The sequence below is a fragment of the Paraburkholderia translucens genome (genome assembly GCF_020881035.1).
GTDB classification, from domain to species: domain Bacteria; phylum Pseudomonadota; class Gammaproteobacteria; order Burkholderiales; family Burkholderiaceae; genus Paraburkholderia; species Paraburkholderia translucens.
Genome location: NZ_JAJITC010000013.1, coordinates 35,932 through 50,461, shown reverse-complemented (window position 1 = coordinate 50,461; position 14,530 = coordinate 35,932). Strand labels below are relative to the sequence as shown.

The window sequence follows — 14,530 nt, the reverse complement described above, 5'->3', positions numbered from 1 at the left end:
AGCCGCAGGCACGGCTACGTCCGCACTTTGACGAAGGAACGTGTATGGCCATCAAGCAAACCGGCGACATTGCAGCGCACCGTCTGTCGTCCGAACAGCTTTCGTGCGAATTTGCCGATATTGCGCCGCTGCTCGACCCGACGGCCGCCGCCGCGGCCGCGAGCCGCTGTCACTACTGCTACGACGCGCCGTGTGTGCAGGCCTGCCCGACGCGGATCGACATTCCGGGCTTCATACGCAAGATCGGCAACGGCAATCTGAAGGGCGCCGCCACCGATATTCTTTCCGCGAATCCATTGGGCGGGATGTGCGCGCGCGTGTGCCCCACGGAGATTCTTTGCGAAGGCGCCTGCGTGCGCAATCATCAGGACGCGCAGCCCGTGGCGATCGGCGCGTTGCAACGTCATGCAACGGATTGGGCGATGTCGCGCGATGCCGTGCAATTCAAACGCGCGACGGCCAGCGGACGTCACGTGGCCGTCGTCGGCGCGGGGCCGGCGGGACTTGCGTGCGCGCATCGTCTTGCGGTGGCCGGTCATCGCGTGACGATCTACGACGCCCGCGAGAAAGGCGGCGGCCTCAATGAATACGGCATCGCCGCCTACAAGAGCGTCGATGACTTCGCGCAACGGGAAGTGCAATGGCTGTTGTCGGTAGGCGGAATCGAGTTGAGGACGGGCGTTGCATTGGGCCGCGATACCACGCTCGATACGTTGCGGCGGCAACACGACGCCGTCTTTCTTGCGGTTGGACTCGCGGGTGTGCGTGCTTTGGAGCTCGAAGGCGAGTCGTTGGATGGCGTGATGAACGCTGTCGATTTCATCGAACAGGTGCGCCAGGCGAAAGACCTGTCGACAGTGCCGGTCGGGCGGCGCGTGATCGTGATCGGCGGCGGTAATACGGCTGTCGATGCAGCCGTGCAAAGCCGCAAGCTCGGCGCGACGAGCGTGACGATGGTGTATCGGCGCGGCGTCGAATCGATGAGCGCAACATGGGCCGAGCGCGAATTCGCGCAGAAGCAGGGCGTGACGCTCATCACGCATGCGAAGCCGCTGCGATTGATCGGCAGCGACGGGGCAGTGAGCGGCGTCGAATTCGAACGCGCTGCGAATGACGGCGCCACGGAGCGCTTCACAGTGGAAGCCGACATGGTGCTCAAGGCAATCGGCCAGACGCTCGTACCCGTCGGGCTCGATCATGAGCTGTTGACGCTCGATCGAAGCCGCATCGCGGTCGATGCGCACATGCGTACGTCGTTGGACAAGGTTTGGGCGGGCGGCGATTGCGCGGCATCGGGCGGCGTCGATCTGACCGTGCAGGCGGTGCAGGACGGCAAGCTCGCGGCGGCGTCGATCGATGCGGCTTTCGCGCTCGCCGCCGTCAAGGCAGCCTGAAACCAAAGCGCACGCCGACGCACGCAACGTCACACGAACACCGAATCCCCACGGAGCCGAACATGGCCGATCTCCGCTGCACGATTGCCGGCATCACTTCGCCGAACCCCTTCTGGCTCGCCTCCGCGCCGCCGACCGACAAAGCGTACAACGTGAACCGCGCATTCGAAGCGGGCTGGGGCGGGGTCGTGTGGAAGACGCTCGGGCTCGATCCGCATGTGGTCAACGTCAGTTCGCGTTACGGCGCGGTGCAATGGAACGGCCAGCGCATCGCGGGCCTGAACAACATCGAACTGATCACCGACCGGCCGCTCGACGTCAACCTGCGCGAAATCAGGGAAGTGAAGCGCGACTGGCCCGACCGTGCGTTGATCGTCTCGCTGATGGTGCCTTGCAATGAGCGCGACTGGAAATGGATTCTGCCGCTCGTCGAGGACACGGGCGCCGATGCGGTCGAGCTGAACTTCGGTTGTCCGCATGGGATGAGCGAGCGCGGCATGGGTTCGGCGGTCGGGCAGGTGCCGGAGTATGTCGAGATGGTCACGCGCTGGGTGAAGGAAGGCACGAAGCTGCCGTGCCTCGTGAAGCTCACCCCGAACATCAGCGACATCCGCTTGGGCTCGCGGGCTGCCTACAAGGGCGGCGCGGACGGCGTGTCGCTGATCAATACGATCAACTCGATCGTCGCGGTTGATCTGGACCAAATGGCGCCGATGCCGAGCGTCGATGGCAAGGGCACGCACGGCGGCTACTGCGGTCCCGCCGTGAAGCCGATTGCGCTGAACATGGTCGCTGAAATCGCGCGCGATCCGCAAACGCCGGGTCTGCCGATTTCGGGCATCGGCGGCATTTCGTCGTGGCGCGATGCGGCCGAGTTCATGGTGCTGGGCGCGGGCAGCGTGCAGGTGTGCACGGCGGCGATGCACTACGGCTTTCGCATCGTGTCCGATCTCGCGGACGGCCTGTCGAACTGGATGGACGAAAAGGGCTACGCGACGCTCGACGAGATTCGCGGCCGCGCCGTGCCGAACCTCACCGACTGGAAGTATCTGAATCTCAAGTACGACATCAAGGCGCGCATCGATCAGGACAGGTGCATTGAGTGCGGTCTCTGTCATATCGCCTGCGAAGACACCTCGCACCAGGCGATCACGCGCGAAAAGGACGGCAAGCGGCATTTCGAAGTGATCGATGCGCAATGCGTCGGGTGCAATCTTTGCATGCATGTGTGCCCGGTCGAGCAATGCATCACGATGGAGCGTGTCGATAGCGGCGAGTACGCGAACTGGACGACGCATCCGAACAATCCGGCGCGTGTCATTGCGCCGGCATCAGAAGCAAGCGACGCACAACAAGCGGTCAAAGCAGCCTGAAAAAGGCGGCACCCTCAGTCAACGAGCGTTCAAGGGAGATCCATCGATGAAGCAGACAGCGCAATCCGCCGACGCGTCGCATGCGGCCGTCGCGCACGGCAGCAGTCTCTATAACGACGACCTCGCGCCGACCGGCCCGGCGCAGCGCACATGGAAGTGGTATCACTTCGCGGCGCTGTGGGTCGGCATGGTGATGAACATCGCGTCGTACATGCTCGCGGCCGGCTTGACGGAGCAGGGCATGTCGCCTTGGCAGGCCGTGTTGACGGTGTTGCTCGGCAATCTGATCGTGCTGGTGCCGATGCTTCTGATCGGACACGCGGGCGCCAAGCACGGCATTCCGTACGCGGTGCTCGTACGCTCGTCGTTCGGCACCCAGGGCGCGAAGCTGCCCGCGCTGCTGCGCGCGATCGTCGCGTGCGGCTGGTATGGCATCCAGACGTGGCTCGGCGGCAGCGCGATCTTTACGCTTCTCAACATCCTGACCGGTAATGCGCTGCATGGCGCGGCACTGCCGTTGCTCGATATCTCGATCGGTCAGCTCGCGTGCTTTCTCGCGTTCTGGGCGTTGCAGATCTACTTCATCGTGAATGGCACCGATTCGATCCGCTGGCTCGAAAGCTGGTCGGCGCCGATCAAGGTCGTGATGTGCATTGCGCTCGTGTGGTGGGCGACCTCGAAAGCGGGCGGCGTCGGCTCGATGCTGTCAGGTCCGTCGCAGTTCGGGCCGGGCGGCAAGAAAGAAGGGCTTTTCTGGGTGACGTTCTGGCCAAGCCTGACCGCGATGGTCGGCTTCTGGGCGACGCTCGCGCTCAACATTCCTGATTTCACGCGCTTTGCGAAGACGCAGCGCGATCAGCTCGTCGGCCAGACGATCGGCTTGCCCGTGCCGATGGCGCTACTGTCGATGATTTCGGTCGTGGTGACCTCGGCCACCGTCGTGATCTACGGCAAGGCGATCTGGGATCCGATCGATCTGACGAGCCGCATGACGGGCATCGGCGTCGGCGTGGCGCTCATCATCCTCACGCTCGACACGATGGGTTGCAATCTCGCGGCGAACCTCGTCGGTCCCGCCTACGACTTTTCCAGTCTGTGGCCGAAGCGCGTTTCGTATCGCACGGGCGGCCTCGTGACGGCGAGCCTCGCGATCGTGATGATGCCGTGGAAGATTCTCGCGACGACACAGGGCTATATCTTCGTTTGGCTCGTCGGTTATTCGGCGCTGCTCGGACCGGTCGCGGGCATCCTGATGGTCGACTATTTCTTCATTCGCGGCACGCGGCTCAACCCGCGCGAACTGTTCGACGAAAACGGCGAATACAGCTATACGGGCGGCTGGAACATGGCCGCCGTCGTCGCGCTCGCGATCGGCGTGCTGCCCAATCTGCCGGGCTTTCTGCACACGGCGTTCCCGGCATCGTTCCCGAACGTGCCGGAATTCCTCAACACGCTCTACACGTACGCATGGTTCGTCGGACTGGCGCTCGCGTCGATCGTGTACGGCACATGGATGAAGCTGCGCCGCAGTCCGGGCGCGAGCATGGCGAACGCGTGAATGGCGTGATCCGACGAAGGAGGAGGCAAGCGATGACAACCCTGATTCGCGGCGGCACGGTGATCGATTCCGACCGCACGCACCGAGCCGACGTGTTGATCGCGGACCCGCAGGACGGCGGCACGATCCTGCAGATCGATCGCACGATCGATCCGCCCGAGGGCGCGAAGATCGTCGATGCGCACGACCAGTACGTGATGCCCGGCGGTATCGATCCGCACACGCATATGGAACTGCCGTTCATGGGCACGACGGCCAGCGACGATTTCTATACGGGCACGGCGGCAGGCCTGTCCGGCGGCACGACGAGCATCATCGACTTCGTGATTCCGAGCCCGAAGCAGCCGCTGATGGAGGCGTTCAAACAGTGGCGCGGCTGGGCGGAAAAGGCCTCGGCGGACTACGGCTTTCACGTGGCCGTGACGTGGTGGGACGACTCGGTGTATCGCGACATGGGCAAGCTCGTGCACGAGCACGGCGTATCGAGCTTCAAGCATTTCATGGCCTACAAGAACGCGATCATGGCCGATGACGAAGTGCTCGTGAACAGCTTCTCGCGTTCTCTCGAGCTCGGCGCGCTGCCGACCGTGCATGCGGAGAACGGCGAGCTCGTGTTCCAGTTGCAAAAGCAGCTATTGGCGAAGGGGTTCCGGGGACCGGAGGCGCATCCGCTGTCGCGTCCGCCCGAAGTGGAGGGCGAGGCGGCCAATCGTGCGATCCGCATCGCGCAGGTGCTCGGCGTGCCGGTGTACATCGTGCACGTCTCGGCCAAAGAGGCGGTCGAAGCGATCTCGCGCGCGCGCAACGAAGGGCAGCGCGTGTTCGGCGAAGTGCTGCCGGGGCATCTGGTGATCGACGAATCCGTGTATCGCGACCCAGACTGGACGCGGGCTGCCGCGCATGTGATGAGCCCGCCGTTTCGCACGAGCGAGCATCGCGAGGCGCTGTGGCGCGGCCTGCAAGCGGGCCAGCTGCATACGACGGCCACCGACCACTGCGTATTCTGCGCATCGCAGAAGGCGATGGGACGCGAGGACTTCACGAAGATTCCGAACGGCTGCGGCGGCGTCGAAGACCGGATGTCGGTGCTATGGCACGAAGGCGTCAATCGCGGACGCATCACGCCGAACGAGTTCGTGCGCATCACGTCGACGAATGCCGCGCAGATTTTCAATCTGTATCCGCGCAAAGGGGCCGTGCAGGTGGGAGCCGACGCGGATCTCGTCATCTGGGACCCGGCTGCGACGAAGACGATCTCGGTGAAGACGCATCATCAGAAGGTCGACTTCAACGTCTTTGAAGGGATGACGGTGCAGGGCGTCGCGATGCACACGTTCACGCGCGGCGCGCATGCGTGGGCGGACGGCGATCTGCGCGCGCAGCGTGGCGCGGGGCAGTACCTGAAACGGCCGCCGAACGCGGCCTACTACGATGCGGTGCGCGTCGCGAATAAATTGAAGGAGCCGCACCCCGTCGAACGTTGAGGTGCCGCGGTTCTTGTCTGCGGCTGTTGGTGGATGGTTTCGCGTCGCGGAGGTTCGCTCTCGCGGGGCGACCGCCTGCCTAGTCGTTCGCCATTCAGGCCAATGCCCGGCTAGCCGCCGCGGCGCGCTTGCGAAGCCAGCTCAGGCAGGCGAACAGCGCGATGGCGAACACCATCAGCAGCGTCGCCACCGCGAGAATCGAAGGGTTGATCGAATCGCGAATGCCGCTCCACATCTGACGCGGCACCGTGCGCTGATCCGGGCCGCCAATGAAAAGAATCACGATCACTTCATCGAACGAGGTGGCGAACGCGAATACGCTGCCCGTGGCGACGGCGGGCGTGATCAGCGGCAGCGTCACGCGCCGGAATGCGATCCACGGCGGCGCGCCAAGTCCCGACGCCGCGCGTAACAGCGATTGATCGAACGACAGCAGCGACGCGGTGACCGTGATCACCACGAAGGGCGTGCCGAGCGCCGCGTGCGCCAACACGACCCCGAGATACGAATTGACGAGTCCGAGCGGCGCGAACACCAGATAGAAGCCCGCCGCGACGACCACGATCGGCACGATCATCGGCGACACGATGATGGGCATGACGATCGAGCGGAACGGAAACTGCGCGCGGCTCAAGCCAAGTGCCGCGAGCGTGCCGAGGACGGTCGCGATCAGCGTGGCCGCCGCACCGATGCCGATACTGTTCGTGAACGCGCGCTGCCAGTCCGGCGAGCCGACTGCCTGCGCATACCAGCGCAGCGAGAACCCCTGCATCGGATACGAAAAAAACGAGCCGGAATTGAATGACAGCGGCACGATTGCAAGAATCGGCGCGACGAGGAAGAAGAAAATGATCGCGCAATGCACACGCAATCCCGCGCCCGCGATGCGTTCTGAAAGAAGCCGGGTGCGCCCGTCTTTCATGTGGATGCGCCTCCTGTTCACGAATGGGCAACGGTTCACTCAACCGAAGCGCAGGCGGTCGATGCCGACCAGCCGGTTGAAGATGAAATAGAACACCGCGGTAAACGCCACGAGATAGAGCGACAGCGCGCCCGCGAGTCCCCAGTTCAAGCGCTCGTTGGTCTGCGAGGCGATCAGCTGGCTGATCATTTCGTCGCCGGCGCCGCCGAGCAGCGCGGGCGTGATGTAATAGCCGAGGGCGAGCACGAACACCAGAAAGCAGCCCGCGCCGACGCCGGGCAGCGTCTGCGGAATATAGACGCGCACGAATGCGACCGCCGGATGGGCGCCGAGCGACTGCGCCGCGCGCATGTAAGACGGCGACACGCCTTTCATCACGGAGTAAATCGCGAGGATCATGTACGGCAACAGAATGTGCGTCATGCCGATCAGCACGCCGGTCCGATTGAAGATGAGCGGCACCGGACGGCTGACGAGCCCAAGGCTCATCAGCAAGCTGTTGATCACGCCGCCCGGTTGCAGCAGCACGTACCACGCGGTAGTGCGCACGAGCAGCGAGGTCCAGAACGGCACGATCACGAACAGCATCAGACGGTTGCTTTGCCGGTCCGGCAAGCTCGCCAGCAGATAGGCCACCGGATAGCCGAACAGCAGGCACAGCACCGTCACCGTCGCGCCGATCGCCACCGTGCGCAGGAACGCCGCGCGATAGACGGCGCTATCGGCGGGCACGGGTGCCACCGAGCCGTCCGGCGCGACCGTTGCGTCGACGGCGTTCAGCAGGTAGTCGGGTGTTGGCGACAGAGATGCCCGTTTCAGCAGCCGCCACGGCTCCGGGTCGTTCCACCGCGCGTCGAGATCGATCAGTGCGGGCTTCCATTGCGCAGGCGTTTGCGAGCGGCTCGCGCGCGCGGTTTTGAATAGCAGACTGCGAAACTCGGGCTGGTAGAAGTTCATGCGGTGCGCGATATTGCCGAGATTGCCGGACGCGGCAGCGTCCCTCAGATCGTGCGCGAGCGCGGCAAAGACGGGTTCGTCCGGTACGCCCGTGCCGCTCCAACTGGCGAGCGCCGCGGTGAGCTGCGGCATGCCGTGGCGAACTTCAGGATTCTGCACGCTGCGGGCGAGCAGACTGGCGATCGGTCCAACGAACGTGGCTAGCAGAAACACGAGAAGCGGCAGCGCGAGCAGCAGCGCGCGCAGCGCCGCCTTGCGGCGCACGGCCTGGAAGGCGGCGCGGTCCGCGGCGGGCGTGTCGCGGCCGAATGGGGCTGCGGATGGAAGCGGCGTGTTCATCGGCGCGCGGGGCTCCTCGTGACGCGTGGATCGGCGTTCGCCTTATTGCGCCAGCCAGTTCTGGAAACGCTTGTTGATCGCATCCGAATTGTCGGCCCAGAATTGCGCATCGATCTGCACCGGGCGCTTGAAGTTGGCCGGCGCGGTCGGCAGATCGTTCAGCCGTGCCTTGTCGATCAGCGCAATGGCGTTCTTGCGCGGCGGCGCATACGCAATGTATTTCGTCAGCTCGGCATAGGCCTGCGGCGTCGATGCGGACACGATGAACTTCGCCGCGGCGTCAGCGTGCTTCGCTCCGTTCACGACGGCCCACCACTCATAGTCGTACACCTGCGCGTCCCAGACCACCTTGAACGGTTTCTTGTCCTTGTGCACCGCGTCGTCGATCCGGCCGTTGTAGGCCTGCGTCATCACGACGGCGCCGTCGGCGAGCAACTGTGGCGCCTGCGCGCCTGCTTCCCACCAGACGATGCTCGGCTTGATCGTATCGAGCTTCTTGAACGCGCGATCGACGCCGGCAGGGGTGGCGAGCACTTTGTAGACATCCTTCGGCGCGACGCCGTCGGCGATCAGCGCCCACTCCATCGCCACCTTCGGCGACTTGCGCATGCCGCGCTTGCCCGGATATTTCTTCAGGTCGAAGAAGTCGTTGATCGTGGTCGGCGGCGTCGTGAGCTTCGTCGTGTCGTACGCATAGACGGTGGACCACACCATCGCGGCGACCGCGCAATCGCTGATCGCGCCGGGCAGGAAGTCGCTGGTGTTGCCGAGCGACTTCCTGTCGAACTTCATGAGCAGGCCTTCATCGCAGGCGGTGATGGCGTCGTTGGTTTCGAGGTCGATCAGGTCCCACGTCGGATTCTTCGCCTGTTCCATCGCCTGGAGCTTGGCAAGGCCGCCGTCATACGACTCGGTGGCGAACTGATTGCCCGTCCTTGCGGTGAACGGCACGAACCAGGCCTGTTTCGCGGCGTTTTCATAGGCGCCGCCGAACGTGACGACTGAAATCGTATCGGCCGCATGAGCCGTGGCCGCAGCGAGGACGCTGAGCGTGCAAGCAGCGAGGGCGGCCCGGAACACAGAACGGTTGCTTTTCATGTCTAGTTGACTCCTGCGATGAGTGGCGAAGCGGACGAAGAAGACGAGGAGGCGGAACGGCTGGCGTCATCGGGTGACGCGGCGGCGCGGGCTGCGGCGGTGGCCGGCAGCACCTTGCAGTCGTCGCGCCGCCACACGACGGCGGTCTGACGGCCCAGTACCGGCAGGTCCTGATGCTGCGTATTCGGTACCTTGACCACCACGGTTTCACCATGACCCAGCTTCAGGTGCACGCGGTGATGGTCGCCGCAGTAGACGAGTTCCTGCACGAGCCCGTGTACGACATTCATGTTCTGTTGTCCGGCCTGCACGACGCTTTCCGGCGTCGCGGCGATGTGCGCGCGTTCGGGGCGCAGCGCGAGCATCGCGGTATCGCCGTTGCCAAGTCCGCTGCCCGCGCGGCCGTGGACGATGCTGCCGTCGGCAAGCTGTAGCGCGGCCCAGTCGGCGTCGTTCGCCAGCACGCGGCCCATGAGGCCGTTGTTCTCGCCGACGAAGTTCGCGACGAAAGCATTCGCCGCGTTTTCGTAGAGTTCGGTCGGCGTGGCGGCTTGCTGGATGCGGCCATCGGAAAACACCGCGACGCGGTCCGACATCGTCAGCGCTTCGTTCTGGTCGTGCGTGACGTAGACGATCGTCAGCGACAGATCGCGGTGAAGACGCATGATTTCGTATTGCATCGTCTCGCGCAGGCGTTTGTCGAGCGCCCCGAGCGGCTCGTCCATCAGTACCACGCTCGGCTCGAACACCAGCGCGCGAGCTAGCGCGACCCGCTGCTGCTGGCCGCCCGACAGTTGCGCCGGGCGGCGACCCGCGAGATGCGCGAGTTCCACCATCTCCAGCGCGCGCAGCGTGCGCGCCTTCTGTTCGCCGCGGCTCACCTTGCGCACCGAGAGCGGAAACGCGACGTTCTCCGCGATCGTCATGTGCGGGAACAGCGCGTAGTTCTGAAACACCATGCCGATGTCGCGCCGATGCGGCGGCTTGTCGTCGAGGCGTTTGCCCGCGAGCCGGATTTCGCCACGGGTAGGCGACTCGAAGCCGGCGAGCATCATCAGCGTGGTGGTCTTGCCGGAGCCCGACGGCCCGAGCAGCGAAACGAACTCGCCGCGGGCGACGTCGAGGTCGAGCCCCTCGACCACGCTGTGCGTGCCGTCGTATGACTTGCTGACGCCCGAGAAAGAGATGAACGATTGATCAGGCATGGGAGTGTCGGCGAGGGAGCGGCTATCCGGGCGCGGCAGCGGCGTCATGCCGTGCCGATGCGTTGCGCGAGATAGCGCGCGAAATCGTAATTGGGCCGCTCGAGGGGGCTCAGGTGACCGGGTTTCGCGAGCGGTGCATGCACGCCCCGAAACACCGCCTCGACGCCGCGCCGGTCTTCGGCGTTCACTTCGTCGAGCAGCGCCTTGAGCGTGCCCATGTACTCGGCGGCCTTGGGATCGTCGATGAACTCCGGCGCGAGGCCGCCGCCGAAGCGGATATGCACGCGGCCGACGCCTTGCGGCTGCAGGATCAGATACCAGAAGTAGCCCGGTGTGAGCGTGACGAGGTGCGTCGGGTAGATTGCCAGCAGCGCGGTGGTGCGGCGCCAGTGTCCCGCGAGACGTGTGTTGGCGGGGTGCGCGTTGCCGATCGGCAGCGTCGCTTCCTTGGTGATCCAGTGATAGTTGAACGCGGGCCGCCCCGGCGGACACTCCATTTCCTCGAGCTTCGAATGCGGCCCTACCGTGGCGCGATGCAACATCGGCAGGTGATAGCTCTCCATGAAATTTTCCGCGAGGATCTTCCAGTTGGTGTCCCACACATGCTCTTCATGGAAGGTCTCGACATAGCCGGTCATTCCGTATGGCTCGATCAGCGAGGCGAGTTCGGCAAGCCGTGTCGATACCGACGGCGCCTCGTCGTTGAGCGTCACGTAGATCCAGCCTTGCCACGTCTCGCAGCGCACCGCGGGCAGTGCGTATCGTTCCTTGCAGAAGCCAGGCTGACGGTCCATCAGCGGTGCGCCGGCTAGCGTGCCGTCGAGCGCGTAATTCCACGCGTGATATGGGCAAACGATGCGGCGCACGTTGCCGCGTCCCTCGAGCAGCACCGACATGCGGTGCAGGCAGACGTTGGAGAACGCACGCAGGTTGCCGCTTGCCTCACGCAGCACGACGACTGGCTGGTCGCCGATGTGCGCAGCCAGATAGTCGCCCGTTTGCGCAAGCGCGCTCGCGCGGCCTACGCATAGCCATTCGTTGCTGAACACGTCGCGCTGTTCAAGCGCGAGAAACGCCTCCGACGTATAGACCCCGGGCGGCATGGCGCGAGCGTCTCCGAACGGGCGCTCGCAGTTGGCGCGTAGCGCCCGGACCAGTTCTGGGCCGGTTTCTGTCGAAAACGAAAGCGCTGCCATGTGGCCTCCGCGTCAGCCTCTGCATTGCGTTGAGTATCAATCTAACAATCCAAATTTCTAGTCAAAATACTGTTTTTCGATGCATTGCATAGACACAGGCAATGCAGTCCGGCTGCCGACTAGTCGATGTGCAAGCGCCGGATAAAGGTCTCGCAAAAGGCCGAGAACCGCTTCACGATTTCGCGCGGCTTCATCGAACTGGACATCGCGATGCCGAGCGTGGTCGCATTGACGTTCTCCTTGAAACGCTTAATCACGAAGTCTTCGCCGTCGACCGTGCGGCTCGACTTGAGCGGAAAGTTGAGGATGCTGTAGCCAAGACCGTTGGCCACCATGCCGCGCACCACTTCGGGTTGTGACGAGCGGAATGCCGCCACCGGACGGCCGCCGACCGCATCGAAAAGCGCCGAGAAGTACTCGCGGCTGTGGGGCAGATCCAGCATCACATAAGGTTCGGGCAACAGGTCCGCGAGCGAGATCCGGCGTGCGCGCGCAAGGCGGTGCGTACTGGGAAGAATAGCGTACGGTGGTAACGAAAGCAGCGGCTTGAACGTGATGCCGTCCGTGATGTCGAGGCTGTATGTCAGCGCGATGTCGAGGGAGCCATCGGCGAGGCCGCTTAGCAACGTGTCCTGATGCGCCTCGGTGGTGCGGAACGTGATCGACGTGTGATCCTTGACGAAACGGCTGATGATGGCCGGCATCAACGGTGGCGCGAGCGACACCATACAGCCGAGCGAAATCGAACCGGACATGCCGCCGTCGAGCTCTTTCGCGGTCAGTTGCAACTCCTCCGCGTTTTTAAGCAGATTGCGAGCGTGGCCCAACAGGTCCCGCCCCGGTTGCGTCAGCGACAGTCCGCTCGCATGATGGCGAATGAAAAGCTGGACTCCGAACGACTCTTCCAGATCCGCAAGGGCCGTGGAAATGGACGGCTGCGAGATGTGCAACCGTTTCGCCGCAGCGGTGAATGACAATGTTTCCGCAGTGACCACGAAGTAGCGCAGCTGTCGCAACGAATACCGTACCGGATGGCCTTCCATCTGCTTCTCCTCACGTCCGGACGACATGAATTCTCCCCCCGAAAAAAATCTCTGCATAGCTAAAAGCGATGCATGGCATTTTTTGAATGTATTTTTGTTTGCCGGGCGCCGAGCGTACATTCTGTCCGGGTCCAACCGTAATGAACCTCGTGCTGCTTTGAAAGGAGACGGCCATGACGGCTGAAACGATGTCGATCGACACGCTGGTCATAGGCGCGGGGCAGGCGGGCGTGGCGATGAGCGAACACCTCACCAAGGCGGGCGTCCAGCATCTCGTGCTGGAGCGCGGCCGCATCGCCGAACGCTGGCGCACCGCACGCTGGGATTCGCTGGTCGCCAACGGGCCGGCATGGCACGACCGCTTTCCCAACCGGGAATTTGCAGGCGATCCGGATGGATTTCCGGGCAAGGAGCAGGTGGCGGATTACTTCGTCGCTTACGCGCAGCAGTTCAACGCGCCGATCCGCACCGGCGTGGAAGTGACAGGCGTCACGCGCCGCGAGGGGCGGCCGGGCTTCAGCGTCGAGACCTCCGGCGGCACGCTCACGGCGAATCGCGTGGTGGTGGCGACCGGCCCGTTCCAGCGTCCGGTGATTCCGCCCATCGCGCCGCGCGACCTATCCATTACGCAACTCCATTCGGTCGAATACCGCAATCCCGCGCAGTTGCCTGACGGCGCCGTGCTGGTGGTGGGTGCGGGCTCGTCGGGCACGCAAATCGCAGACGAATTGCGGCGCGCGGGTCGCACCGTGTATCTGTCGGTCGGCGCGCATGACCGGCCGCCGCGCAGCTATCGCAATCGCGACTTCTGCTGGTGGCTCGGCGTGCTCGGCGAATGGGACAAGGAAGTCGCCACCCCCGGGCGCGAACATGTGACGATCGCGGTGAGCGGCGCATATGGCGGCAAGACCATCGACTTCCGCCGTCTCGCGCACGAGGGCATGACGCTCGTCGGCGTGACGAAGTCGTTCGAGAACGGTGTGGCCAGATTCGAACCGGACCTTGCCGAGAACCTGAAGCGCGGCGACGAGAATCTCATGTCGCTGCTCGATGCCGCCGATGCCTACGTGGCACGCAACGGCATCGACCTGCCCGCGGAGCCGGCCGCGCGCGAGATTCCGCCTGATCCCGAATGCGTGACTCATCCGTTGCGCGAACTCGATCTCGCGAAGGCGAACGTCAATACGATTATCTGGGCGACCGGCTATGCGCTCGACTTTGGCTGGCTGCACGTCGATGCGTTCGACGAGCGCGGCAAACCGAAACATCAGCGCGGCGTCTCGAAAGAGCCGGGCCTCTATTTTCTTGGCTTGCCGTGGTTGTCGCGCCGTGGGTCGTCGTTCATCTGGGGGGTGTGGCACGACGCGAAGCACATCGCCGATCACATCGTCACGCAACGCAAATACCTGGACTATCGTGACGCGTCGCAACGCAAGGACGATGCGCAGCGCGCCCAGCTTCGTGACGCGCCTCACGCGCCCGACGTTTCGCCTACGCTGAAAGCCAACGAGCAAGGAGTGATTTGATGCCGACCCATACCCGCATCCGGATGTTCAACACGAAAGACACGTATCCGAACCAGTCGCTCGACAACGACCTGTGCCAGGCAGTACGCGCCGGCAACACGGTCTATGTGCGCGGCCAGGTCGGCACGGACTTCGAGGGCAACCTCGTGGGTCTTGGCGACCCGCGCGCCCAGGCCGAACAGGCGATGAAGAACGTCAAGCAGTTGCTCGAAGAAGCGGGCAGCGATCTGTCGCATATCGTCAAGACGACGACCTACATCATCGACCCGCGCTACCGCGAGCCCGTGTATCAGGAAGTCGGCAAGTGGCTCAAAGGCGTATTTCCCATCTCGACGGGCCTGTGCGTCAGCGCGCTCGGCCAGCCGCAATGGCTCATGGAAATCGACGTGATCGCGGTCGTTCCGGACAACTGGACGCCGCCTCAGGCTTAAGGAG

12 protein-coding genes are annotated in these 14,530 nt (G+C 64.0%); 6 read left to right on the top strand and 6 right to left on the bottom strand.

The features are described from left to right. The first annotated feature begins 44 nt into the window (after positions 1-44). The 4 genes from LJ655_RS22170 (at position 45) to hydA (ending at position 5,809) form a co-directional block, all read left to right on the top strand. Positions 45-1,394 carry an NAD(P)-dependent oxidoreductase gene (locus LJ655_RS22170; RefSeq protein ID WP_230563368.1) on the top strand — a complete coding sequence of 450 codons (1,350 nt, stop codon included), beginning with the start codon at positions 45-47 and terminating at the stop codon, positions 1,392-1,394. A 62-nt stretch (positions 1,395-1,456) separates the two neighbouring features. Then, a complete protein-coding gene (preA, locus tag LJ655_RS22165) occupies positions 1,457-2,767 on the top strand; it encodes an NAD-dependent dihydropyrimidine dehydrogenase subunit PreA (RefSeq protein WP_230563367.1) in 1,311 nt (436 codons plus the stop codon). Positions 2,768-2,813: 46 nt separating this feature from the next. Continuing rightward, a complete protein-coding gene (locus LJ655_RS22160) occupies positions 2,814-4,325 on the top strand; it encodes an NCS1 family nucleobase:cation symporter-1 (RefSeq protein ID WP_230563366.1) in 1,512 nt (503 codons plus the stop codon). A gap of 32 nt (positions 4,326-4,357) precedes the next feature. Beyond that, positions 4,358-5,809, top strand: a complete 1,452-nt coding sequence (hydA, locus tag LJ655_RS22155; RefSeq protein ID WP_230563365.1) for a dihydropyrimidinase — start codon at positions 4,358-4,360, stop codon at positions 5,807-5,809. A 94-nt stretch (positions 5,810-5,903) separates the two neighbouring features. On the opposite strand, the gene LJ655_RS22150 is transcribed toward hydA, so the two are convergent. The 6 genes from LJ655_RS22150 to LJ655_RS22125 form a co-directional block, all read right to left on the bottom strand. Beyond that, the gene (locus LJ655_RS22150; RefSeq protein ID WP_230563364.1) at positions 5,904-6,731 is read right to left on the bottom strand and encodes an ABC transporter permease; all 828 of its coding nucleotides are present in this window, start codon (positions 6,729-6,731) and stop codon (positions 5,904-5,906) included. Positions 6,732-6,770: 39 nt separating this feature from the next. Further along, a complete protein-coding gene (locus LJ655_RS22145; RefSeq protein WP_230563363.1) occupies positions 6,771-8,027 on the bottom strand; it encodes an ABC transporter permease in 1,257 nt (418 codons plus the stop codon). 42 nt (positions 8,028-8,069) lie between these two features. Then, a complete protein-coding gene (locus tag LJ655_RS22140) occupies positions 8,070-9,125 on the bottom strand; it encodes an ABC transporter substrate-binding protein (RefSeq protein ID WP_230563362.1) in 1,056 nt (351 codons plus the stop codon). 2 nt (positions 9,126-9,127) lie between these two features. Further along, a complete protein-coding gene (locus LJ655_RS22135) occupies positions 9,128-10,330 on the bottom strand; it encodes an ABC transporter ATP-binding protein (RefSeq protein ID WP_230563361.1) in 1,203 nt (400 codons plus the stop codon). 44 nt (positions 10,331-10,374) lie between these two features. Beyond that, positions 10,375-11,526: an SRPBCC family protein gene (locus LJ655_RS22130; protein WP_230563360.1), complete on the bottom strand. Its 1,152-nt coding sequence runs from the start codon at positions 11,524-11,526 to the stop codon at positions 10,375-10,377. 119 nt (positions 11,527-11,645) lie between these two features. Then, a complete protein-coding gene (locus LJ655_RS22125) occupies positions 11,646-12,569 on the bottom strand; it encodes a LysR family transcriptional regulator (RefSeq protein WP_230563474.1) in 924 nt (307 codons plus the stop codon). Between the two features lie 173 nt (positions 12,570-12,742). Between LJ655_RS22125 and LJ655_RS22120 the strand changes: the two genes are divergently transcribed. Both LJ655_RS22120 and LJ655_RS22115 read left to right on the top strand, forming a co-directional pair. Then, positions 12,743-14,095 (top strand): flavin-containing monooxygenase, encoded by a 1,353-nt coding sequence (locus tag LJ655_RS22120; RefSeq protein WP_230563359.1) that lies wholly within the window; start codon positions 12,743-12,745, stop codon positions 14,093-14,095. Further along, the gene (locus LJ655_RS22115) at positions 14,095-14,526 is read left to right on the top strand and encodes a RidA family protein (protein ID WP_230563358.1); all 432 of its coding nucleotides are present in this window, start codon (positions 14,095-14,097) and stop codon (positions 14,524-14,526) included. The genes LJ655_RS22120 and LJ655_RS22115 overlap by 1 nt, the downstream gene beginning before the upstream one ends. Positions 14,527-14,530: the final 4 nt, after the last annotated feature.

Bases quoted from the DNA above. Each gene is read 5' to 3' on its own strand.
- LJ655_RS22170 (WP_230563368.1), top strand. From the start codon at position 45: ATGGCCATCAAGCAAACCGGCGACATTGCAGCGCACCGTCTGTCGTCC.
- preA (WP_230563367.1), top strand. From the start codon at position 1,457: ATGGCCGATCTCCGCTGCACGATTGCCGGCATCACTTCGCCGAACCCC.
- LJ655_RS22160 (WP_230563366.1), top strand. From the start codon at position 2,814: ATGAAGCAGACAGCGCAATCCGCCGACGCGTCGCATGCGGCCGTCGCG.
- hydA (WP_230563365.1), top strand. From the start codon at position 4,358: ATGACAACCCTGATTCGCGGCGGCACGGTGATCGATTCCGACCGCACG.
- LJ655_RS22150 (WP_230563364.1), bottom strand. From the start codon at position 6,731: ATGAAAGACGGGCGCACCCGGCTTCTTTCAGAACGCATCGCGGGCGCG.
- LJ655_RS22145 (WP_230563363.1), bottom strand. From the start codon at position 8,027: ATGAACACGCCGCTTCCATCCGCAGCCCCATTCGGCCGCGACACGCCC.
- LJ655_RS22140 (WP_230563362.1), bottom strand. From the start codon at position 9,125: ATGAAAAGCAACCGTTCTGTGTTCCGGGCCGCCCTCGCTGCTTGCACG.
- LJ655_RS22135 (WP_230563361.1), bottom strand. From the start codon at position 10,330: ATGCCTGATCAATCGTTCATCTCTTTCTCGGGCGTCAGCAAGTCATAC.
- LJ655_RS22130 (WP_230563360.1), bottom strand. From the start codon at position 11,526: ATGGCAGCGCTTTCGTTTTCGACAGAAACCGGCCCAGAACTGGTCCGG.
- LJ655_RS22125 (WP_230563474.1), bottom strand. From the start codon at position 12,569: ATGGAAGGCCATCCGGTACGGTATTCGTTGCGACAGCTGCGCTACTTC.
- LJ655_RS22120 (WP_230563359.1), top strand. From the start codon at position 12,743: ATGACGGCTGAAACGATGTCGATCGACACGCTGGTCATAGGCGCGGGG.
- LJ655_RS22115 (WP_230563358.1), top strand. From the start codon at position 14,095: ATGCCGACCCATACCCGCATCCGGATGTTCAACACGAAAGACACGTAT.